The sequence below is a fragment of the Mesorhizobium sp. M0019 genome (genome assembly GCF_040323975.1).
Lineage (GTDB): Bacteria > Pseudomonadota > Alphaproteobacteria > Rhizobiales > Rhizobiaceae > Mesorhizobium.
In genome coordinates this window covers 52,703-74,370 of record NZ_JAMYVK010000029.1, presented here as the reverse complement: position 1 = coordinate 74,370, position 21,668 = coordinate 52,703, and the positions used below count along the sequence as shown (strand labels likewise).

At 64.6% G+C, this 21,668-nt stretch carries 20 protein-coding genes; 6 read left to right on the top strand and 14 right to left on the bottom strand.

The window, feature by feature from the left end:
* Nucleotides 1-9 precede the first annotated feature (9 nt).
* Nucleotides 10-546 carry a L,D-transpeptidase family protein gene (locus NKK47_RS20945; protein WP_352578133.1) on the bottom strand — a complete coding sequence of 179 codons (537 nt, stop codon included), beginning with the start codon at nt 544-546 and terminating at the stop codon, nt 10-12.
* A gap of 144 nt (nt 547-690) precedes the next feature.
* Here NKK47_RS20945 and NKK47_RS20940 point away from each other — a divergent pair, with 144 nt between their 5' ends.
* Together NKK47_RS20940 and NKK47_RS20935 are read left to right on the top strand one after the other, a co-directional pair.
* Nucleotides 691-1,374 carry a response regulator transcription factor gene (locus NKK47_RS20940; protein ID WP_023680479.1) on the top strand — a complete coding sequence of 228 codons (684 nt, stop codon included), beginning with the start codon at nt 691-693 and terminating at the stop codon, nt 1,372-1,374.
* Nucleotides 1,375-1,499: 125 nt separating this feature from the next.
* Nucleotides 1,500-1,955, top strand: a complete 456-nt coding sequence (locus tag NKK47_RS20935; RefSeq protein WP_023680480.1) for a Crp/Fnr family transcriptional regulator — start codon at nt 1,500-1,502, stop codon at nt 1,953-1,955.
* Between the two features lie 15 nt (nt 1,956-1,970).
* On the opposite strand, the gene NKK47_RS20930 is transcribed toward NKK47_RS20935, so the two are convergent.
* The 6 genes from NKK47_RS20930 to NKK47_RS20905 all read right to left on the bottom strand — a co-directional run bounded on the left by NKK47_RS20930 (nt 1,971) and on the right by NKK47_RS20905 (nt 8,721).
* The gene (locus NKK47_RS20930; RefSeq protein ID WP_352578127.1) at nt 1,971-2,882 is read right to left on the bottom strand and encodes a sugar phosphate isomerase/epimerase family protein; all 912 of its coding nucleotides are present in this window, start codon (nt 2,880-2,882) and stop codon (nt 1,971-1,973) included.
* A 116-nt stretch (nt 2,883-2,998) separates the two neighbouring features.
* Nucleotides 2,999-3,937 carry an ABC transporter substrate-binding protein gene (locus NKK47_RS20925; RefSeq protein ID WP_023680482.1) on the bottom strand — a complete coding sequence of 313 codons (939 nt, stop codon included), beginning with the start codon at nt 3,935-3,937 and terminating at the stop codon, nt 2,999-3,001.
* An 86-nt stretch (nt 3,938-4,023) separates the two neighbouring features.
* On the bottom strand, nt 4,024-5,001 hold the full coding sequence (locus tag NKK47_RS20920; RefSeq protein WP_502896897.1) for an ABC transporter permease subunit: 978 nt from the start codon (nt 4,999-5,001) through the stop codon (nt 4,024-4,026).
* 20 nt (nt 5,002-5,021) lie between these two features.
* Nucleotides 5,022-6,566 (bottom strand): sugar ABC transporter ATP-binding protein, encoded by a 1,545-nt coding sequence (locus NKK47_RS20915; protein ID WP_352578125.1) that lies wholly within the window; start codon nt 6,564-6,566, stop codon nt 5,022-5,024.
* Complete coding sequence (locus NKK47_RS20910; RefSeq protein ID WP_352578124.1) at nt 6,563-7,942, bottom strand: FGGY-family carbohydrate kinase; 1,380 nt, start codon at nt 7,940-7,942, stop codon at nt 6,563-6,565. Before NKK47_RS20910 ends, NKK47_RS20915 begins: the two co-directional genes overlap by 4 nt.
* A complete protein-coding gene (locus tag NKK47_RS20905) occupies nt 7,939-8,721 on the bottom strand; it encodes a DeoR/GlpR family DNA-binding transcription regulator (protein ID WP_352578123.1) in 783 nt (260 codons plus the stop codon). The genes NKK47_RS20910 and NKK47_RS20905 overlap by 4 nt, the downstream gene beginning before the upstream one ends.
* 228 nt (nt 8,722-8,949) lie before the next feature.
* Here NKK47_RS20905 and NKK47_RS20900 point away from each other — a divergent pair, with 228 nt between their 5' ends.
* Genes NKK47_RS20900 through NKK47_RS20890 form a run of 3 tightly spaced genes read left to right on the top strand, consistent with a single transcriptional unit; the run spans nt 8,950 to nt 12,129 of the window.
* Nucleotides 8,950-9,993 (top strand): class II aldolase/adducin family protein, encoded by a 1,044-nt coding sequence (locus NKK47_RS20900; protein WP_352578122.1) that lies wholly within the window; start codon nt 8,950-8,952, stop codon nt 9,991-9,993.
* Nucleotide 9,994: 1 nt separating this feature from the next.
* Nucleotides 9,995-11,281 (top strand): FGGY-family carbohydrate kinase, encoded by a 1,287-nt coding sequence (locus NKK47_RS20895; RefSeq protein WP_352578121.1) that lies wholly within the window; start codon nt 9,995-9,997, stop codon nt 11,279-11,281.
* The gene (locus NKK47_RS20890; protein ID WP_352578120.1) at nt 11,278-12,129 is read left to right on the top strand and encodes a TIGR01459 family HAD-type hydrolase; all 852 of its coding nucleotides are present in this window, start codon (nt 11,278-11,280) and stop codon (nt 12,127-12,129) included. The genes NKK47_RS20895 and NKK47_RS20890 overlap by 4 nt, the downstream gene beginning before the upstream one ends.
* Nucleotides 12,130-12,149: 20 nt before the next feature.
* Here NKK47_RS20890 and NKK47_RS20885 read toward each other — a convergent pair whose 3' ends face one another.
* The 6 genes from NKK47_RS20885 to tesB form a co-directional block, all read right to left on the bottom strand.
* Entirely contained in the window at nt 12,150-12,956 is an 807-nt protein-coding gene (locus NKK47_RS20885) for an exodeoxyribonuclease III (RefSeq protein WP_352578119.1), read from the bottom strand.
* Between the two features lie 133 nt (nt 12,957-13,089).
* Nucleotides 13,090-13,773 carry an outer membrane lipoprotein carrier protein LolA gene (locus tag NKK47_RS20880; protein WP_031213172.1) on the bottom strand — a complete coding sequence of 228 codons (684 nt, stop codon included), beginning with the start codon at nt 13,771-13,773 and terminating at the stop codon, nt 13,090-13,092.
* A gap of 134 nt (nt 13,774-13,907) precedes the next feature.
* Entirely contained in the window at nt 13,908-16,565 is a 2,658-nt protein-coding gene (locus tag NKK47_RS20875) for an FtsK/SpoIIIE family DNA translocase (RefSeq protein WP_352572240.1), read from the bottom strand.
* A 341-nt stretch (nt 16,566-16,906) separates the two neighbouring features.
* Complete coding sequence (locus NKK47_RS20870) at nt 16,907-18,229, bottom strand: ammonium transporter (protein ID WP_031212694.1); 1,323 nt, start codon at nt 18,227-18,229, stop codon at nt 16,907-16,909.
* A gap of 49 nt (nt 18,230-18,278) precedes the next feature.
* The gene (locus NKK47_RS20865) at nt 18,279-18,617 is read right to left on the bottom strand and encodes a P-II family nitrogen regulator (RefSeq protein WP_023679755.1); all 339 of its coding nucleotides are present in this window, start codon (nt 18,615-18,617) and stop codon (nt 18,279-18,281) included.
* Nucleotides 18,618-18,836: 219 nt separating this feature from the next.
* Complete coding sequence (tesB, locus tag NKK47_RS20860; RefSeq protein ID WP_352578118.1) at nt 18,837-19,712, bottom strand: acyl-CoA thioesterase II; 876 nt, start codon at nt 19,710-19,712, stop codon at nt 18,837-18,839.
* 101 nt (nt 19,713-19,813) lie between these two features.
* Here tesB and NKK47_RS20855 point away from each other — a divergent pair, with 101 nt between their 5' ends.
* Entirely contained in the window at nt 19,814-21,058 is a 1,245-nt protein-coding gene (locus NKK47_RS20855; protein WP_352578117.1) for a ubiquinone biosynthesis hydroxylase, read from the top strand.
* Between the two features lie 31 nt (nt 21,059-21,089).
* On the opposite strand, the gene NKK47_RS20850 is transcribed toward NKK47_RS20855, so the two are convergent.
* Nucleotides 21,090-21,617 carry a hypothetical protein gene (locus NKK47_RS20850; RefSeq protein ID WP_352578116.1) on the bottom strand — a complete coding sequence of 176 codons (528 nt, stop codon included), beginning with the start codon at nt 21,615-21,617 and terminating at the stop codon, nt 21,090-21,092.
* Nucleotides 21,618-21,668: the final 51 nt, after the last annotated feature.

Below are 21,668 nucleotides of genomic sequence, written 5' to 3'. Positions count from 1 at the left end.
CACTATTCACTACCTCACCACCCTTACCACCGTCCGCTCCGACAGCAGCGGCAGCAGCCGTGCCATGGTGCGGGCCGTTACCGCGACGCAGCCTTGCGTCGGCGTGAAGCCGGGGCGCGCCAGGTGGAAGAAGATGGCGCTGCCGCGCCCGCGCCGGCGCGGCACAATGTTCCAGTCCAGCACCAGGCAGGCGTCATAGAGATCGTCGGTGCGCAGCATCCGCTCATGGCTGGCGCCATAGGGGATTTTGACCGGGCGGTTGTAGTTGCGGTCCCCAGGCACTTCGCACCAGCCGAGGTCGCGGCCGATCGGCGTCATCGCCAGCGGCGTCCGGCGGCCGCCGGCAAAACGGTCGCCGCGAAAATATCCCGACAATATCCGCATCGAGGCAAGCGGCGTGGCGCCGTCGCCCTCGCGCTTGCCGGCCGAGATGCCGCCATGCCCCAGCGCACATGGAAACACCAGTTTGCCGGCCTGCAGAAAGCCCTGGCTGGGTTGGCCGGGGCGCGCGCGCACGGTGAGCACGGTGAGCCCTTTCGGCAAAATTGCGCCGACTGCATTGCGATCGTGTTTTTTCTTGTATGATCGTGCCACGGAACAAATCACTGTGAACGGCTGTTGTGCCGGTCAGCTTCCGCATAAACAGGCAGCGGTCAACTGAAATCTCTTTTCAAAACAACGGATTGATCCATGACTTCACGCACCATTCTGATCGTCGACGACGATGACGACCTGCGCGGCACCCTTGTCGAGCAATTGTCGCTTTATGAGGAATTCGATGTCCTGCAGGAAGCGACCGCCGCCAAAGGCGTCGCCACGGCGCGTGGCGGGCTCATCGACCTGCTCATCATGGATGTCGGCCTGCCCGACATGGATGGCCGCGAGGCGGTAAAGATATTGCGCAAGGGCGGCTACAAGGCGCCGATCATCATGCTGACCGGCCATGATACCGATTCCGACACCATCCTTGGCCTCGAGGCCGGCGCCAACGACTATGTGACGAAGCCGTTCCGTTTTGCCGTGCTGCTGGCCCGCATCCGCGCGCAGTTGCGCCAGCACGAACAGAGCGAGGACGCCACTTTCTCGGTCGGCCCCTACACGTTCAAGCCCAGCCAGAAGCTTCTGATCGACCCGCGCGGCGCCAAGGTGCGGCTGACCGAAAAGGAAGCCTCGATCATCAAATATCTCTACCGTGCCGACCAGAAGGTGGTGACCCGCGACGTGCTGCTGGAGGAAGTCTGGGGCTACAATTCCGGCGTCACCACGCATACGCTCGAAACTCACGTCTACCGGCTGCGCCAGAAGATCGAGCGCGATCCTTCCAACGCGGAAATTCTCGTGACAGAAAGCGGCGGCTACAAGCTGGTTCCTTAAACATTTCATTATTCAAATAAGCGATCCGGGCGGGGCGCTTTTCGGGTACGGTCCTGAGGCTGGAGGTGGTTTTGGATCGGCCTCGTAGGGGAGGAGTCGGACTGACGGTTCGGGGACATAGCTAGATGGCGCTGGATGACGACATCCGCATCCTGTCCACCGTGAGGCTCTTCGAGGGCTTTACGCAGGAACAGCTGCGTCTGCTCGCCTTCGGCGCCGAAACCACCATGTTGAAAGCCGACCACAAGCTTTACCGCGAGGACGACGAGGCTGATTCGGCCTACATCGTGGTCAGCGGCCGCATCGTGCTCTACCGCGAGCACGACGGCGAGCGCATCCCGATCGGCACCGCCGGCCCCGGCACCATACTCAGCGAACTGGCGCTGATCGCCGACACCAACCGGCTGACCAGCGCCTCCGCCGAAATCGATTCGGAAGTGCTGCGGCTCAGCCGCAAGATGTTCCGCCGCATCCTCGAGGAATACCCGGAACTGGCGGTTCACTTGCACCAGCGCATCTTGGAGGATTTCCAGGCGATGATCCGCCGCATCGAGGAACTTGGGCCGCGTTTTGCCGGCTAATATAGCGCCTCTGGCCTAACCAGATCGATTTCGGAACTGCGGGTGCGTTGCGGAAACAAGCTCGGCCTTGCGCCGTGCCGTCTCCAGTCCGAGCGCAATGAAGCGGCGCGCATGTTTGGCCAGCTCCATATTGTCGGTCCACAGATTGCGCCAGATCGCGGTTTTCCGCGACAGGTTCTCGTCGACGATTTCCGAGGAGAAGGATTCGAAGCTGAGGTCGTCGCTGTAGCCGATGGCGGTCAGCGCATCGAATATCGCGGCAAAATCGATATTGCCGGTGCCGAGGAAACCGCGATGGCTCTCGCCGATATGGACATAGCCGATCTTCCCGACCGCATTGCGAATGGCCAAGCCGACATCGGCCTCCTCGATGTTCATGTGGAAGCTGTCGAGATGCAGGAAGATATTGTCGGAGCCGCTGTCCGCGATGAAGGCCATGCCTTGCGCGGCGGTGTTGAGCAGATTGCTTTCGAAGCGGTTGACGATTTCGAGGTTGAGGGTGACGCCGGCTGATTTTGCCGTGTCCGCCACCTCGGCCAGCGTGCCGGCGCTGCGGTTCCACTGGTCACGCGTCGGCGCCTCGCTCTGCAAGCCGTGGCTGGTGCTGAGGATGCCGGCAACCTTCTGGCCGCCGAGATCGCGGGTCAGCGCGATCGTACGTTCCAGGATTTCGACGCCGTGCGCGGCAATCGTTTTGTCGGCGCTCGCAATATCGCCGTCGGCCGGCAGTCCAATGCTGATCGCAACGCCGAGGCCGAGATCGGCGATCCGCTTGGCCAAGCCGTCAATGTCGACATTGGCGGGGTCGAGATAGGAGAATTCGATCAGGTCGAAGCCGGCTTCCCTGGTGTTGGCCAGCGTCCGCTCGAGGTCGCCCTGCGCCGAGCTCGCCGACCAGACGAATGAGTGGATTCCGATGCGCGACATGATTGTCTCCGGTCATTCCAGGAGTAGCGGACCCAAGGCCAAAGCGGTTTTGGCAATCCGCTGCTCGGACAAAAAAGGTGCGGCCGGTCATCCCGACCGCACCAGGCTTGGGAGGCTTAGCGAGCCGCGGTCCAGCCCTTGTAATCCTGCAAATTGTCGGCCGTGATCAGCTTCGGGTCGAGCAGCACCGTCGGCTCGGCCGGCTTCTTGCCGGCAAGCAGGTCAGCCGCCATCGTCAGCGACTGGCCGGCCATCACATAGGGATCCTGCGAGGCCGAGGCCTTGATCATCGACGTGCCGGAGGCGAGTTCCTTCTCGATATCGGGTGCACCGTCGACCGCGGTGAAGATGAACTCCGAGCGGTTGAGCTGCTTGGCCGCAAGCTGGGCGCCGATCGCCGTCGGATCGTTGATGGCGAAGACCGCGTCGATCTTGTCGAAACGCGTCAGCAGCGACTGGAACACTTTCAGGCCGCCGTCACGCGAGCCTTCGGCGTTCTGGTCGTCGGAAAGGATCTTGATGTCGGGGTGCTTTGCCAGCACGTCCTTGCAGCCCTTGACCCGCTCCAGGATCGACGACGAGGCCGGGCCATTGAGGATGACATAGTCGCCCTTGCCGCCGGTATTATCGACCAGATACTGGCACGCCTCTTCGCCGGCCTTGACGTTGTTGGTCATCACGGTGACGTCGGCGCCCGGCGCCGAAACGTCGAAAGCGGCAACGACGATGCCGGCCGCCTGCGCCTTCTTCACCGCCGGCGCGATCGCCTTGGCATCGACTGCGTTGAGCATGATGACGTCGACACCGGCAGCGATGAAGGAATCGACCTGCGATACCTGCTTGTTGAGATCGTAGTCGGCCGATACCGATGTCACCTGCACATTCGGGTTGATCTTCTTGGCCGCGTCCTCGATGCCCTTGATGGTGGCGACGAAGAACGGGTTGCCGAGCAGTCCGACCGAGATGCCGACCTTGTTCAGATCCTTTGCCGATGCCGGCGCGATGACGGCGGCCGCAAGGGCGACGCCGCAGAGCAGTTTAGCGATGGTCTTCATTGTTTTATTTTCCTCCTGATGCCCCGCGCCTCTCACGGTGCGTTACACATGAAACCGGCTCGTTGGATGCCGGCGACTAAGGGCCATCACGTTCTTGCTCCTGCCTGGAGCCGGTAACGGTCGAGGGCGACCGCCACGATGATGACCAATCCCTTGATGATGTACTGCCAGATGTCCGAAACACCGGCGAGGATGAGCCCGTTGGACAGCACGGCGATGATCAGGCCGCCGATCAGCGTGCCCCAGATCGAGCCGACACCGCCGACGAAACTGGTGCCGCCGAGGATGACTGCGGCAATGGCGTCGAGTTCGTAGGACTGGCCGAGCTGAAGCCCGTTGGCGGCATAGAGCCGGGCCGCCGACATGGCGCCGCCAAGGCCGGCCAGAAGGCCGGAAACGCCGTAGACGAAGAGCAGCACCAGCGGCACCTTGATGCCGGTCAGCCTGGCGGCCTCGGCGTTGCCGCCGACGGCGTAGATCCAGGTGCCGAGCACGGTGCGCTTGAGCACCAGCCAGGACAGGACGACGACCGCCAGCGCGATGATTACCAGCCACGGAATGCCGAACAGCGAACCGTTGCCGATGAAGTCGAACGGCAGGTCCGCGTTGAACACCGTCGTGTCCTGGCCGAGCAGGCGGGCGACGCCGCGCACGGCGGTCAGCGATCCCAGCGTGACGATGAAGGGCGGCAGCTTGATATAGGCGATCAGCAGCCCGTTGATGACGCCGAAACCGAGCCCGACGAGAATGGCCGCGGGCACGCCCAGCAGTCCCCAATCGGGCACCAGCGACACCATCACCGCCACCATCGCCGAGGCGGCAAGGATCGAGCCGACGGACAGGTCGATGCCGCCGGTCAGGATGACGAAGGTCATGCCGGCGGCCAGCACGATGTTGATCGACGATTGCTGCATGACGATCAGCAGATTGGTCTGGGTGAAAAAGCGCGGATTGATGAACTGGAAGCCGACCGCCAGCAGGATCAGGATCGGCAGCATGCCGAGTGCGGCGATGGCGGTACGCCACCTCCTGCTCCTGCCGACCGCCCGGTCGTCCGCTTTCATCGTGTCGGCCACCTTGTCGGTCATCGCTGAGCCGCTCCCGTTGCAAGTTCCATGATCGCTTCCTGCCGCAGCGGCTCGCCCTCCGACGCCGTCACCTCGCCGGCAATGGTTCCGTCGCGCATCACCAGCACGCGGTCGGCGATGCCGATCACCTCCGGCAGTTCGCTGGAGATCATCAGGATGGCGATGCCTTTCTTGGCCAGGTTGTCGATCAGCCGATAGATTTCCGACTTCGCCCCGACATCGACGCCGCGGGTCGGCTCATCGAGGATGACGACCTGCGGCTCGGTTTCCAGCAGGCGGGCGAGCAGCACCTTCTGCTGGTTGCCGCCCGACAGCGAGCCGGCATTGGCCTGCACCGAGCTGGTGCGGATGGAGAGGTCTGACACCGCCTTGGCGGCGCGCTTTTCGGCAGCCGTGAAGTCGCGCAAACCGCCGGCCTTCGCGTCCTTTGCCAGCACGCCCATGCTGATATTGTCGGAGATCGACATGTCGAGAAACAGGCCAAGTTGCTTGCGGTCCTCGGTCAGGTAGGCGATGCCGGCATCGAGCGCCTCGCTCGGCGAACCGATGGATATTGGTTTGCCGCCGAGCTCCAGCGTGCCTGATGTGTGCCTGTCGGCGCCGAAGATCAGCCGTGCCAGTTCGGTGCGGCCCGAGCCGACCAGGCCGGCCAGTGCCAGCACCTCGCCCTTGTGGAGGTCGAAGGAACAATTCTTTATGAGATTGCCGTCCGACATGGCGCGCACCGACAGCGCGATGGCGCGCTTGCTGTCCGGCGGACGGTGATCCTTCTTGTAGAACGTCGACAGATCGCGCCCGACCATCATCGATACCAGGCGCGAGGCGTTCAGGTCGGCGCGGTCGAGCGTGCCGACATAGCCGCTGTCGCGTAGCACGCTGACGCGGTCGGCGAGCTGGTAGACCTCTTCCATGCGGTGGCTGATGTAGATGATGGCGATGCCTTGCGACTTCAGCGTCGCGATCACCTCGAACAGCCGGTCGGTCTCACGCGAGGTCAGCGACGTGGTCGGCTCGTCCATGACGATGATGCGCGCATTGGTCGACAGCGCGCGGGCGATTTCCACCAGCTGTCGCTCGCCGAGCGACAGGCTTGCGACCGGAGTGCGCGCCGAGAAGGTCACGCCGAGCCGCGCGATGATCTCGCTGGCGCGCCGATTGCACTGCTCGCGGTCGACAACGCCGAACCGTCGCGGCTCGTTGCCGAGAAAAATGTTCTGCGCTACCGACAGATTAGGCGCCAGCGACAGCTCCTGATAGATGACCGCAATGCCGGCGGCGCGCGCCTTGATCGGGTCGCCAGTCGCGGCCGGCACGCCGTCGATCAGGATTTCGCCGCCGGGGTCCGGCCGGTAGGCGCCGGACAGCACCTTCATCAGCGTCGACTTGCCGGCACCGTTTTCGCCCATCAGCGCGTGCAGCTCGCCGGCGTGAACGGTCAGCGACACATCGTGCAAGGCGCGGATCGCACCGAACGTCTTGGAGATGTGGCGCATCTCCAGCACCGGCTGGCGCACCGTCTCGATCCGGGCGGCGGCGCTCATCGCGCACCTCCTGCAGCTGCGCTGGCCACAGCCCGGTCGGCGGCAAGGCCGCGCCAGTCGTTGCGATAGCCGGCAAGGCCGCTGAAACTTGCCGCATGCACCGCCTCCGGCGCTTCGGTGGCAAACTCGCGTCCGACGCTTTCGAAGGCAAGTGCGGCAGCACCGGTGGCGCTGCCCTCCAGCGTTGCGCCCTGCAGGAAAGCCTGCCCGGGCCGCAACTGCGCCAGCAACGCGGCAAGCAGCCCGCCATTGCTCAGGCCGCCGTCGACGATCACTGTGTTGTCCGAATGGATCAGCTCGAGGCACAGATCGACCATCAGCGCGACATAGAGCAGCGCCATGGCCGCGCGTTCCTCGGCATTGGGCGCACGCCCGACCAGTTCGCCGCGGCGGTGCGGCATCGGGCCGCCGGGCGCGAAGCTCGGCAGCGCCATAATGCCGGCGTCGATCACCCGTTGTATCGATGACGGCGCGATTGCGCCCTGCCAGCCGGCGCTGATCGTGGCGAATTCGCGCCCGCCCATGAAGCGGACGGTTGGCACCGGGCCGCCATCGACATCGACATTGACCAGCATGTCGCGCTCGCCGTCGAGTGCGTCGAGCGGGCAGTCCGGATTGAGCACGACCACCCAGGTGCCGGTCGAGACCACGGTCACCGGCCCGAGCTGCTGCCGGCGGTAGGCATGGAGCGCGGCATTGCTGTCGTGGACGCCATTATGGATGGCGACTGGCTTCGCGGCCTGGCCGAAGCGCTGCTCGCCGATCACCGCGCCGGCACGCTCGAAGGCGGGCATCTGGCCGCGCCAGCCCTCGGCATCGACCAGCGAGCTGAAATCGCGTTTGCGCGGCGCCCATAAATGCGAGTGGCAGCCAAGATACGACACTTCCGATACCGGCCGGCCGCCAAACCGCCAGCTCCAATATTGGGGGTAGCCGAGGATCGATTTCGCTGTGGCGAAGGCACCGGGCTCCACCTCCTTCAGCCACAACATGTGGCGGCCGTAGTTGAAGCCAAGCGGCAGGCGCGGCGAAAAGGTCTCGGCAAAATCCGGAATGCGGCGGTCGATCTGCGCGGCGATTTCAGCTGGCGGTTCCTGCTCGTAATCGAGGATCGGATGCGTCAGCGCGGCTTCGTCGACCAACGCGAAGGTGCAGCCATGGCCGGATACCATCAGCCCTTCCACGCCATGCGTGTCGACTGCATCATCGATGGCGCGAGCCGCCCAGTCGTGCAGCGCTGGCTCGTCGAGCACGCTGAAGCCGCCTTTGCGGATCCAGCTCGGCTGGGTGCGGCGCTCGTCGAGGATCTGTCCGTCCTGGCCGAAGACGAACAGCTTCGAATTGGTCTTGCCGAAATCGAGGACGGCGATGTTCACTGGGCGCCTCCCGAGGAAGCCGCGATCCGCACCATGACGCCGGCATCTTCGAGCATGCGGGCATCTGTCTCGGACAGGCCGTCATCGGTGACCAGCGTGCCGATCCGCGACAGCGGCAGTGCCACATTGCGCGCGTGGATCGACAGTTTTCGGCTGTCGGCCAGCACGACGATCTGGTCGGCGCAGAGGCTGAGCTCGACGATCGAGCGGACCAGCAGCGGGTGCGATTCCAGAAGGCCTTCCTGGCCGACGCCTTGCGCGCCGAGAAAGAACTTCGAGGCGTAGAACGGCACCGTCTGCGTCAGCGAATGGATGATGCCCGGCTCGCGGTGCAGTTCGCCGCCGGCGACGGTGAGGCTGCAATGGCCGTGGTCGCTGAGATAGGCCGCGAGCGGCATCGAGTTGGTGTAGAGCCGGATGTTGCGGTCGGCGAGCTTGACGCCGAGATGGAAGCAGGTCGAACCGCCATGCACGATGACCGCGTCGCCGTCGCGCACCATGGTGGCGGCGAGAGCGGCGATCTGCCGCTTGGCCTCGACGGCGAGGTCGCGGTTCTCGTCATAGGGCCTGGCATAGGCGACGCCGGCTTGCGAAGCGCCATCGAGCGCCGAGATGCCGCCATAGACCTTGCGCGCTTCGCCGGCCTCATCGATCTTGTCGATGTCGCGCCGCACTGTCGCCGCCGACACGCCAAGCCGCTCCTGCAGCTCGCGCACCGATGCGAAAGGCCGGTCCCGCAAAAGCTCGACAATCTGGCGCTGGCGGCCGGAGTCGCTCAACCCTTACCTCCCAATGCGCTTGCCTCCCAAGCATTTTGCACGGCATTGCCATTTTGCACGGCAATTGGTGCAACTTACTCAACACGCCTCGGATTGCAAGCCTGATCTGACGCGATAACATCACTGTTGACGTAACTTACTCGCATCTGCGATACCAGCGTCGGTCTTCGTCCCGGCACCGGGACGTCCAAAGCCGTGGCCACACGGCCGGTTTGTGGAGGAATTTCGATGACGATCAGTGCGGATGCGCAGGAACTGGCAGCGCTGCGGTCGCTTTCGGCCGCCATCGGCAGCGACCCGCATCTGACCCAGGCCGCCGGCGGCAACACCTCGCTGAAAGCCGGCGACACGCTCTGGATCAAGGCCTCCGGCACCTGGCTGAAGGACGCGCTCATCGCGGACATCATGGTGCCGGTCGGCATCCCGCCATTGCTCGACGCCATCGAACGGCGCGACCCGGCCGCCGAACAGCCGCAGGCCTTCACTGTCGGCGCCCTCAACGCGCGCGGCTTGCGCCCGTCGATCGAGACCACCGTGCATGCGCTGATGCCGCAGCGCATCGTTCTGCATGTTCACTGCGTCGAGACCATTTCGCTGGCCGTGCAGGCCGACTGCGAGGCCGAGGCCGCCAGGCGGCTCGACGGCCATCAATGGGCGTATGTTCCCTATCGCCGGCCGGGACTGCCGCTCGCGCAGGGTATCGCCGAGCGCCTTCGGCCAGGCGTGGATATCCTGATCCTCGGCAATCACGGCCTGGTCGTTGCAGCCGAGACCGTCGCCGCGGCCGACATGCTGCTGCGGCGCGTGACACGACTGTTGGCGCGGCCGCCGCGCCAGGTGGCGGAACCGGACATCGCGGCATTGACGGCGCGCGCCGGCGACAGCGACTACAGATTGCCGGCGGACGTTGAGGCGCATGCGGTGGCGATCGACGCCGAAAGCTGCCGCATGGCTTCGGGTGGCAGCCTCTACCCCGACCACGTCATCTTTCTCGGCGAAGGCTCGGTCGTGGCGAGACCGGACGAGGGTGTGAAGCGCGTCATCGAGCGCTGCGGCGCCGCACCCGCGGCGATCCTGTTTCCTGGACTCGGCGTGTTGATGCGCGGCGACGCCGGCGCCGGTGCCGACGCCATGCAGCGCTGCCTTTCCGACGTGACAGCGCGGATCGATGTCGCGGCGAAGCTGAATTATCTGACAGCGGCGGAGAATGACGAGCTGATCAACTGGGACGCCGAAAAATATCGCCAGAAACTCAATGCCGGAGGCAGCTGACATGCCGCGTTCGTCTGGCCCGCTTGCCATCGGCATCGACATCGGCACATCCGGCGCGCGCGCCGTCGCCATGCGTCCGGATTTTTCCATTGCCGCGCATTCCGCTATTGCCCTCGAGCGATTTGGGCCGAACGGCCGCGACCCCGCCATATGGTGGGAGGCGGTCGGCGCGGCGTTGGCGGAACTGCTCAAATGTATCGATCGCGCGGCAGTGCGCTCGATCGCCGTCGACGGTACGTCGGGCACGCTGCTGCCGGTCGACGGCGCCGGGCGGCCGCTGGCCGAACCGCTGATGTACAACGACAAGGTCGCTGACGACACTATTCTGACAGCAATAGCCGGCGCGGCACCGGCAACGAGCGCTGCACTTGGGGCGACCTCCGGTCTCGCCAAGGCGCTGTCTTTCCAGCACCTGCCCGGCGTCGCCACTGTGCTGCACCAGGCAGACTGGATCGCCGGACAGTTTTCCGGCCGCTTCGATGTCAGCGACGAGAACAACGCCCTGAAGACCGGCTACGACGTCGAGGCCCGGCGCTGGCCGGACTGGATCGCGGCGACCGGCGTGCGCATGGAATTCCTGCCCCGCATCGTGCGGCCGGGCGATGTCACGGACACGCTCACCGCCAGCGCTGCGAAAATGTTCGGCCTGCCGCGCGACGTGGTTATCGTTGCCGGCACGACGGATGGCTGCGCCTCATTCCTGGCGACCGGCGCGAGTGCCGCGGGCGACGGCGTTACCGCGCTCGGCTCGTCGCTGACCATCAAGATCCTCTGCGACCGGCCGATCTCGGCGCCGCAATTCGGCATCTACAGCCATCGGCTGGGTGACACCTACCTGGCGGGCGGCGCCTCGAACTCCGGCGGCAAGGTGCTGGCCCAGCATTTCCCCGTCGCCCGCATTGTCGAACTCAGCAAAAAAATCGACCCGGCGACGAAGACCGGCCTCGATTATTACCCGCTGCCGGCGCCGGGCGAACGCTTCCCCATAGCCGATCCGGCGCTGCCGCCGCGCCTCGAGCCGCGGCCCGCCGACGACGCCGACTATCTGAAAGCGATGTTCGAGGGTATTGCGGCGATCGAAGCGCTCGGCTATCGCCGGCTTGCCGAACTCGGCGCCCCCCGGCTGACATCGGTCAGGAGCGTCGGCGGCGGTGCGGCCAATCCGGCCTGGACAGCGATCCGGCAGCGCAAGCTTGGCGTCGCTCTGGTGCCGGCTCTTTCGGAGGAGGCCGCTGCCGGCACGGCGCGGCTGGCGCTGATGGGCGCAAGCGCAGCGGGGCTTTTATGACGGCCAAGGCAATTCAACACCTCGACGGCATCGCCGCGCTGACCGACCGCTATCAGGTGTTCCTGCTCGACCAATTTGGTGTGCTGCACGACGGCACCAGCGCCTATCCAGGTGCTGTCGAAGCGTTGTCGGCACTCAAGCGCGCCGGCAAGACCGTCGTACTGATCTCGAATTCCGGCAAGCGGGCGCAACCCAATGAACGCCGCCTGCTGAAGCTCGGCTTCGAACCGGGAAGCTGGGATCACTTTGTCTCCTCCGGCGAGGTAGCGTGGCGCTCCTTCCACCAAATGGCAGCATCCGGAGCCCTGCGCCCGCAGACAAAATGCCTGCTGATCCGCCGCGACAATGACCGTTCGGCTGTCGACGGCCTGCCCTTCGTCCTGGCCAAGGACGGCGACGATGCCGAACTGGTGCTGATTTCCGCCAGCGAGGGCGATCGCTACGACCTCGACCATTATCGCCGGCTTCTTGGTCCGGCGGCGGCGCGGCGGGTGCCATGCTTCTGCACCAATCCCGACAAGATCATGCTGACTGCCGTCGGCCCTCGCTTCGGCGCCGGCCGGCTCGCCGATCTCTATGAGAGCCTCGGCGGCAGCGTGGTGCGCATTGGCAAGCCCAATCCGCAGATATTCGAGGCAGCGCTGGCACTGGCCGGCCACCCGGAGCGCGACAGCGTGGTCTGCGTCGGCGACAGCGTCGAGCACGACATCGCCGGCGGCAACGGCGTCGGCGTCGCGACGACACTGGTCCTGTCGGGCATATTGGCGGGGGCGCCTGACCTGGAGGACATTTTCGCCACGCTGAACGCCCGTCCCGACTACATCGCGGATAGCTTCAGGTTTCGCTGAGTTGTTAAGGCGAGACAAAGCTAATCCAGGTTGAAACGCCCGATCACCGGCACATGGTCCGAGGGCCGTTCCCAGCCGCGCGCCGGCCGCAGGATTTCATAGCCGGCAAAATGCGGCACCAGGTTTGGCGACGACCAGACATGGTCGAGGCGGCGGCCGCGATTTGAGGCCTGCCAATCCTGGGCGCGATAGCTCCACCAGGTGTAGAGTTTCTCCTCGTAGGGCACATTGAGCCGCATCAGGTCGATCCAGTCGCCGGCGACCCGCATTGCCTCGAAGTTTTCCGTCTCGACCGGCGTATGGCTGACGACATTGAGGAGCTGCTTGTGCGACCAGACATCGTGCTCGAGCGGCGCGATGTTGAGGTCGCCGACCAGGATCGAGCCGGAGTGCTCGTCATGCTCGGCGCGGACGGCGTTCATCTCGGCAACGAAATCGAGCTTGTGCTTGAACTTGCGGTTGACGGCCGGGTCGGGCTCGTCGCCGCCGGCCGGTACGTAGAAATTGTGCAGCAGGATCGTTTTGCCGCCGGCGTTGACGGTGACCGACAGATGCCGGCTGTCGTCGATCTCGCAGAAGCGGCGCTTTTCGACCACCTCGATCGGCCGGCGCGCTATGGTGGCAACGCCGTGATAGCCCTTCTGGCCATGGAAGGCGATGTGCTCGTAGCCGAGCTTGCGAAACGCTTTCTCCGGAAACAATTCGTCCGGAACCTTGGTTTCCTGCAGGCAGAGCACGTCCGGCGCCTGCTCGACCAGCAGGCGTTCGACGATCGGCATACGCAGCCGGACGGAGTTGATGTTCCAGGTAGCAACGGAAAACGGCATGTGGGTTCCGGATAACGCGAGATCCGCCGGATGGGTCCGACGGAAGTCAATCGCGGAAACTACTGCCAGCCGCGCACCGCAAAAACAAGCCGCCCGCACTAACGCGGAAAAGCCATCCCGCAGCAGTAGAAAGTTACCGCGTCTTGGTGTTCAGCTCGCGGTTCGCCGTATAGTCGATGGCGAAGGTGTCGGGGGCGAAGCTGACGCCCTCCTTGGTGTTGAAGATCATCACCGTCGTGTCCTTGCCTTGCGCATCGGTGATGGTCCACTGCCGCAATTCATAAGATTTCGGATCGAACATCATGGTGATCTTCGAATTGCCGAACACCGATTTGTCGGCAAGCTGGATGGTGGTGAGGTCGTCCTCTTCCTTGACGCTTCTGACGCGCCCGCCCGACAGATCGATCTTGTCGTCGAGCAGCAGCTTCAGCGGCGTCTTCGACAGCGGATAGAGGTCGGAGGTCCGCAGCTTCTTGTTGAGGATGACCACCGACTTGCCGTCGGAAATCACCCTGAAATTCGAGGCGCCGTCGTAATTGAAGCGGATCTTGCCCGGCCGTTCCAGAAAGAACTTGCCGCCGGTCTGCTCGCCCTTGGGTCCGAACTGCACGAACTCGCCGCTCATCGATTTGACCGAGGAGAAATGATCGGCGATCTTCTGCGCCGTCGCCGGAACCGCTGCTTGCGCCGACGCCAGCAACTGGAAGCCGGGCACGAGGTTGGCGGCCGCCGCACCGGCCAGGACCAGGCCGAGGCCGAGCACCTGCCGGCGGGTTGGGGCGAAATCCCTGCTTGGGGCGAGAGTTGCGTTTTTCATGCCGGTCACCATCATCTGATTGCTTGCTCGTTATATTGGTCTGGCCCCCCAGTTGGGCTTAAGTTTGGCGGGCCGCACGGCGCCCGTCCGCTGCAACGCGCCAAAAGGTTCAAAGTTGCCGGCGCGGACGCGCTCTAGAACTTGTCGTCCTCCGTCGGCACCAGGATTTCGCGTTTTCCGGCATGGTTGGCCGGGCCGACAATGCCTTCCTTCTCCATCTTCTCGATGATCGAGGCGGCGCGGTTGTAGCCGATGCCGAGCCGGCGCTGGATGTAGCTGGTCGAGGCCTTGCCGTCGCGCAGCACCACCGCGACCGCCTGGTCGTAGGGATCGTCGGAATCCTCGAAATTACCGCCGTCGCCGCCGCCACTGCCTTTGCCCGTCGGCTCATCGTCATCCTTGTCGTCGTCCTCGGTGATGGCGTCGAGATATTCCGGCACGCCCTGCAGCTTCAGATGCGCGACAATTTTCTCCACCTCGTCGTCGGAGACGAAGGGACCGTGCACGCGCTGGATGCGGCCGCCGCCGGCCATGTAGAGCATGTCGCCCATGCCGAGCAGCTGTTCGGCGCCCTGCTCGCCCAGGATGGTGCGGCTGTCGATCTTCGATGTCACCTGGAAGGAGATGCGGGTCGGGAAATTCGCCTTGATGGTGCCGGTGATGACGTCGACCGACGGCCGCTGCGTCGCCATGATGACATGGATGCCGGCGGCGCGCGCCATCTGCGCCAGGCGCTGCACCGCGCCTTCGATGTCCTTGCCGGCGACCATCATCAAATCGGCCATCTCGTCGATGATGACGACGATGTAGGGCATCGGCTCGAGGTCGAGGTTCTCCGTCTCGTAGATCGCCTCGCCGGTTTGGCGGTCGAAGCCGGTCTGCACGGTGCGCGAGATCCTTTCGCCCTTTTTCTCGGCCTGCTGCACGCGCGCGTTGAAGCCGTCGATGTTGCGGACGCCGACCTTGGACATCTTGCGGTAGCGGTCCTCCATCTCCCGCACGGTCCATTTCAGCGCCACCACCGCCTTCTTCGGATCGGTGACGACCGGCGTCAGAAGATGCGGAATGCCGTCATAGACCGAGAGCTCCAGCATCTTTGGATCGATCATGATCAGCCGGCAGTCCTGCGGCGTCAGCCGATAGAGCAGCGACAGGATCATGGTGTTGATGGCGACGGACTTGCCCGAGCCGGTGGTGCCGGCGACCAGCACGTGCGGCATTTTGGCGATGTCGACGATCACCGCCTCGCCATTGATGGTCTTGCCCAGCGCCAGCGCCAGCTTGGCCTTGGTGGTTTCGAAATCGCGGCTGGCCATGATCTCGCGCAAATAGACCGTCTCGCGCCTGGCGTTCGGCAATTCGATGCCGATCGCGTTGCGGCCGGGCACCACGGCGACACGGCAGGCGATGGCGCTCATCGAGCGGGCGATGTCGTCGGACAGGCCGATGACCCGCGACGATTTGATGCCGGGCGCCGGTTCCAGCTCGTAGAGCGTGACGACCGGACCCGGACGCACATGGATGATTTCGCCCTTGACGCCGAAATCCTCCAGCACGCCCTCGAGCAGGCGGGCGTTCTGCTCCAGCGCGTCCTTGGACAGGCTGGCGTCGCGCACCACGTTCTTTGGTTCCGACAGGAAGTGCAGCGACGGCATCTCGAATTTTTCCGAGCCGATCAGCGAAGTCTGCGCCTCGCGCTGGACGCGGGCGCCGGGGGCCGGCCGCGGCGCCGGCGCCTCGACGCGTGTCGCCGCGTCGGAACGGAAGTTCTGCACCTTCGCCGTCGGCGCCGCGCGGCGCTGGCCGGCCGGCTCGGGCGCGAAATCCATGTCGTCGTCATTGTCGTCGCTATCGAAGACGTCGGCATCGTCAGGGTCGATCGAGGCACTGCGGTCGTTGACCATGGCGGCGAAGAATTCCGGCTCGACGCGGGCGCGCCCGCCCGGGCTCATCCGCGCCTCGGCGAACTCGGCCGATTCGACCCGTTCGGCCGCCCGCCGCCAGGCGCTGGGGCGCGGTTCCATCTCCGGCTCGAAATCGTCGCGCTCGCGCCGGCGCGCGGCGCGGCGGCGCAGATAGGCCCGCAGCGACAGCCACCAGTGGGTGATGGCGCCAAGCGCCAATATACCTTCGTCGCCCTCGTCCTCTTCATTGTCGAAAAGCAGGTCGTCCTGCGGATCGGGCACTGCAGGCTGTTCGAGGACCGCAAAGCCGTTCTTGCGCGAAATCAGCGCCGAGCCATACAAGAATACCCACAGCGCCGGCGCTGCCAGGAGCACGGCGAGCACGCTGGCGACGAGGCCGGTCGGATAGCCGCCGATGACCAGGCCCGGGATATTGAGCACCATGTCGCCGAAGACGCCGCCGAGGCCGGTCGGCAGCGGCCAGGTCTTGGGCGGCACCACGCAGCCGGCAATTGCCGCGCCAAGCAGCGAAAACCCGAACCAGGCCAGCGCCCGTTTCGGCAGCCGGTCGACGCCGCGCGCGGTAAACAGCAGAAATCCCCAGATCACCGCCGGCACCAGCGCCGCAACGGCGGCAAGTCCGAAGAACTGCATGGCAATGTCGGAAAAGACGGCGCCGGCATAACCCATTGCATTGGTGACGATATTATCGGTGGCGTGCGAAAAGCTCGGATCGGCGACGTTCCAGGTGGCAAGGGCGGCGACGCCGAAGCCAACCAGAGCAAACAGCCCGGCACCGACCAGGCGCCCGACCTGGCGCCTCGCGAACGACCGGATGCCGTGCTCCGTATCGGCCAGCGCAAGCGGTGCTGAAGCCCCTGAACGCATGCTTTTCCTCGTCTGTCGTTGCCCCGGCCGGGCGCGGACGCGCAACACGGCAGATTCGGCTGTCAGACTAGCGGCGGGAAGGTTAAGGGCGCATTAACCATGGGCATTCCGCGTCACCGGAACGGGCGACCGCCACCACAGTTCGGAGCCGCTGCGGCCGCTGTTTCACGCCGCCGGCGGATCGAGCACCTTGATCAAGCGACCGTGATCGAGCCATCACGGCCATCCGCGCGCAAAAAAGAGGCCCGGAAATCTTCCGGGCCTCAAGGCGTGAGCCCTTTCGGGAGCATCACGACGGGATCTTCCCGGCACCGGCAAAACGCCGGTACCAGCCAATACCTTTACGGCACCACTTCGCCGTGCTGGCTGATGTCGAGGCCTTCGACCTCTTCCGGGGTGGAAGGACGCAGGCCGACCAGCGCCTTGACGATGTAGAGGATCACGAAGCTCGCGATCGCCGTCCACAGGATGGTGAAGACGATACCGTAGAGCTGCTTGCCGACAGAGGCGCCCGAGCCGAGGCTGTTGATCGCCGGATCGGCGAGCACGCCGGTCAGCAATGCACCGATGATGCCGCCGATGCCGTGCACGCCGAATGCATCGAGCGAGTCGTCATAGCCGAACGCGTGCTTGAGCTTGACGGCCGAGACGTAGCAGAGCACGCCGGCGACGATGCCGACGATGAAGGCGCCGGTCGGATTGACGAAGCCGGAAGCCGGCGTCACCGCGACCAGGCCAGCGACGGCGCCCGAGATGATGCCGAGAACGCTCGGCTTCTTGGCGACGATCCATTCGGCGAACATCCAGGCGAGCGCCGCAGCAGCAGCGGCAACCTGGGTGTTCAGCATCGCGGCACCGGCAAGGCCGTCGGCGGCCAGTTCCGAGCCGGCGTTGAAGCCGAACCAGCCGACCCACAGCAGCGAAGCGCCGATGACGGAGTAGACGAGGTTGTGCGGCGCCATGTTGGTGGTGCCGTAGCCTTCACGTTTGCCGAGAACCAGCGCGCAGACCAGGCCGGCAACACCGGCATTGATGTGAACGACCGTGCCGCCGGCGAAATCGAGAACGCCGGCTGTGCCGAGGAAGCCGCCGCCCCACACCCAGTGCGCGATCGGGGCGTAGACCACCAGCAGCCACGCGCCCATGAAGATGAGCAGCGCCGAGAACTTCATGCGTTCGGCGAAGGCGCCGGCAATCAGCGCCGGCGTGATGATGGCGAAGGTCATCTGGAACATCGAGAAGACGAACTCAGGAATGTTCGCCACGCCCGGCAGCCACAGCGAGGAGGTGGTGATGCCGTTGTGGAAGAACTTCGAGAAGCCGCCGAGATAGGCATTCATGCCGCCGCCATCCGAGAAGGCCAGCGAGTAGCCGAACATGAACCACAGCACCGTCACCAGGCAGGTGATGGCAAAGCTCTGCATGATGGTGGCGAGCACGTTCTTTTTGCGCACCATGCCGCCATAAAACAGCGCCAGGCCCGGTATGGTCATCATCAGCACCAGCGCCGTCGAGGTCAGCATCCAGGCTGTGTTGCCGGTGTCGAGCGCGGGCGCAGGGGCAGCCGGTGCCGCCGGTGCCGCTTCCTGCGCGAACGCAGCAACCGTGCCCAGCGCAGCGAGAGCGAGCGAACCTAAAACGGCCGCGCGTCCCGTTATCTTCAAGGTGGAAGGAATATTCATTGAACTCTCCATTGGAATACGTATCCGCAGCTCAAAGCGCGTCGGTGTCTGTTTCGCCGGTGCGAATGCGCACCGCCTGGTCGATGCCGAAAACGAAGATCTTGCCGTCGCCGATCTGGCCGGTCTTGGCCGCCGCGGTGATGGCTTCGACGGCCTTGTCGACCATGTCGACAGCGACCGCGACTTCGATCTTGATCTTCGGCAGGAAGCTGACCGCGTATTCCGCTCCGCGATAGATTTCCGTGTGCCCCTTCTGACGTCCGTAGCCTTTTACTTCGGTGACGGTCAGGCCCTGGATGCCGACTGCGGTGAGCGCCTCGCGCACCTCGTCGAGCTTGAACGGCTTTATGATTGCCATCACGATCTTCATAAGGTTTCACCCTTTGCTGTTGCGGGTCCCCGCGTTTGCACGACTTCGCCGATCCCCATGAGAGCCGGAGAGTGCCCGCTAGGATTCAAGCTCCGTGCCAATTGCCGAAGCAGGGTGTTAAGCTGTTGTTAAACAACGAAATCGAGAAGGTCTGGCAGCTGCCTGTTCACAGGCGCGGCAGTGCATATGCTTAAAAAATAGGCAAATTTCGAAAAATGCCTACTCCGCAGGCGGCCGCTTCAGCCGGATGAGTCCTTCTTGGGCAACCGAGGCGATCAAGGTGCCGTCGCGGGCAAACAGCGAGCCGCGGGTAAAACCACGCGATCCTTGCGTCGACGGGCTGTCTTGCGTGTACAGCATCCAGTCGTCGAGCGGATGGCTGCGGTGGAACCACATGGCGTGGTCGAGGCTGGCTGCCTGGATATCACGATCGAAAATGGCGCGGCCATGGGCAAAGGTCGAGGTGTCGAGCAGCGTCATATCCGAGAGGTAAGCGAGCACGGCCGCCTGCGTGGCGCGGTCGGCCGGCACCGGGCCGGTGGTGCGGATCCAGATGTTCTGCTTCGGCTCGAGCTTTTCCCGGCTGGTATAATGCTTCAGCATCACCGGCTTCATCTCGATCGGCCGGTCGCGCTCCCAATAGCGCTTGATGCCGTCGGGCACGGCTTCGCCGAACTTACCCAGCAATTCGCGCTGCGACAGCAACGTGTCGGGCGCCGGCACGTCCTGCGGCATCGGCACCTGATGTTCCAGGCCGACCTCATCCTGCTGGAACGAGGCTTCCAGCGAAAAGATCGCCTGGCCGTGCTGGATCGCCACGACGCGGCGCGTGGTGAAGGAGCCGCCGTCACGGATGCGGTCGACCTCGTAAATGATAGGCACCTTGGTGTCGCCCGGCCGCATGAAATAGCCATGCAGCGAATGCACGTGGCGCTCGGGCTCGATCGTTCGCTGCGCGGCGACCAGCGCCTGGGCGATGGTCTGGCCGCCGAAGATGCGCTGCCAATCGAGCTTGGGGCTGCGACCACGATATAGGTTGTGTTCCAGCTGCTCGAGGTCGAGAATGCCGAGAAGCTCGTCCATGGCTGCCGTCATCTTGACCTCGCCGCAAAATTACCATGGCGGTTTCCGACAGGAACAGCGGGCAGTCAAGGGCGGAATGCCCGGCGACAGTCAGGCTGCGAAAGGAATTGCCCATGGTCGACAGCAAGAATTCGCTCGACGTTCTGGTCGCCGGCGCCGGTTATATCGGCTTGGCCGCCGCCGTGTCGCTGAAGCAGGCGCGGCCGAGCCTCGCCGTCGCCGTCGTCGATGCCGCGCCGGCCGGCGTCTGGCAGAAGGACGGCCGCGCCTCGGCGATTGCCGCCGCCGCGTGCCGCATGCTCGACCAGCTCGGCGTCTGGAACGAGATCGCGCCGGAGGCGCAGGCAATCACCGAAATGATTGTCACCGATTCGCGCACATCCGATCCGGTCCGCCCGGTGTTCCTCACCTTCGACGGCGAGGTCGCGCCCGGCGAACCCTTTGCGCATATGGTCGCCAACAAGGATTTGAACGGCGCCTTGCGCCGGCGCGCCGAACAACTCGGCATCGGCATCATCGAAGGCGTCGCCGTCAGCGCCTTCGACATCAACGGCGCCGGCATAACGGTGCATCTTGCCGACGGCGCGACGCTGAAGGCGCGGCTGCTGGTTGCCGCCGACGGCGTCAATTCGAAGCTGCGCGACATGGCCGGCATCAAGACGGTGAAATGGGAGTATGGCCAGTCCGGCATCGTCTGCACGGTGGCGCACGAGCGGCCGCACAACGGCCGCGCCGAAGAGCATTTCCTTCCCGCGGGCCCGTTTGCCACGCTGCCGCTCAAGCCGGGCAAGGACGGCACCAACCGCTCATCGATCGTCTGGGTCGAACGGTCGCAGGATGCCGAGAAACTGGTCAGTGGCGACACGCTGGTCCTGGAATATGAGCTCGAGCAGCGCTTTGGCCTCAAACTCGGCGAAATCCATATCGCCGACAAGCCCCGCGCCTGGCCTCTCGGGCTGACCATTGCGCGCGCCTTCGTCGCGCCGCGCATCGCCTTGGCCGGCGACGCCGCCCACGGCATCCACCCGATCGCCGGCCAGGGTCTCAATCTCGGCTTCAAGGACGTGGCGGCGCTGGCCGAAGTGGTGGTCGAGGGCGACCGGCTCGGCCAGGACATCGGCGCGCTCGACGTGCTCGAGCGCTACCAGCAATGGCGGCGTTTCGACACGGTGCAGATGGGCATCACCACCGATGTGCTGAACCGGATGTTTTCCAACGATTTCGGCCCGCTGCGCACTTTGCGCGACATCGGCCTCGGCCTTGTCGAACGCATGCCGCGGCTGAAGGGGTTCTTCATCCGCCACGCGTCGGGTCTGTCCGGCGACACGCCGAAACTGTTGAAGGGCGAGGCGATTTAGGCTTGGCAAGTGCGCGTCACTGGCCGTTCGGTCAGTTGACCTCGAAGCCCAGCTTCTGGCGCAGCCTGAGCATTCGCTGGTCGGAAATCTGCAGGCTTTGCCCACCCGCCTCCGCCACACGGCCGACCATCTGCAGCAGATCGTTCCTTTCAGCCGCGTCGAGGCGTTCGCGCAGGAACGGCGCCAGCTTGTCGATGACGACCGTGGCGTCGTCGATTTGCGAAGCCGCCCATTTGGCGTAGATCACCGCCTCATCGGTCTGCTTTTTATCGGCAATCTCCGAAATGACCGATTGAATGGCGGCTTCGCGTTGCGGCAGGATAGGACCGTTCTCGGAAACGATGGCGGTGATCAGCGTCGCGGCCGCCACGACCGGATCGTCGATCGCCGTCAGCGGCGAGAGTGCCGCCTGCTTGCGCAGCTTCTTGCGGCGCACATTGCCCTGCACGCGGCCAACGACGTCGGCAACCTCACGCGCCGCGTCGTTCATGATCTTCAGCCGGTACCACCAGAAGCCCGCTGCTCCGAGCAGGCCGATTGCTGCAATCAATATATGCATGCCCCGAAATCCCCCGATCTCGGCGACGATAGGAGAAGTATTGCTTCGCTT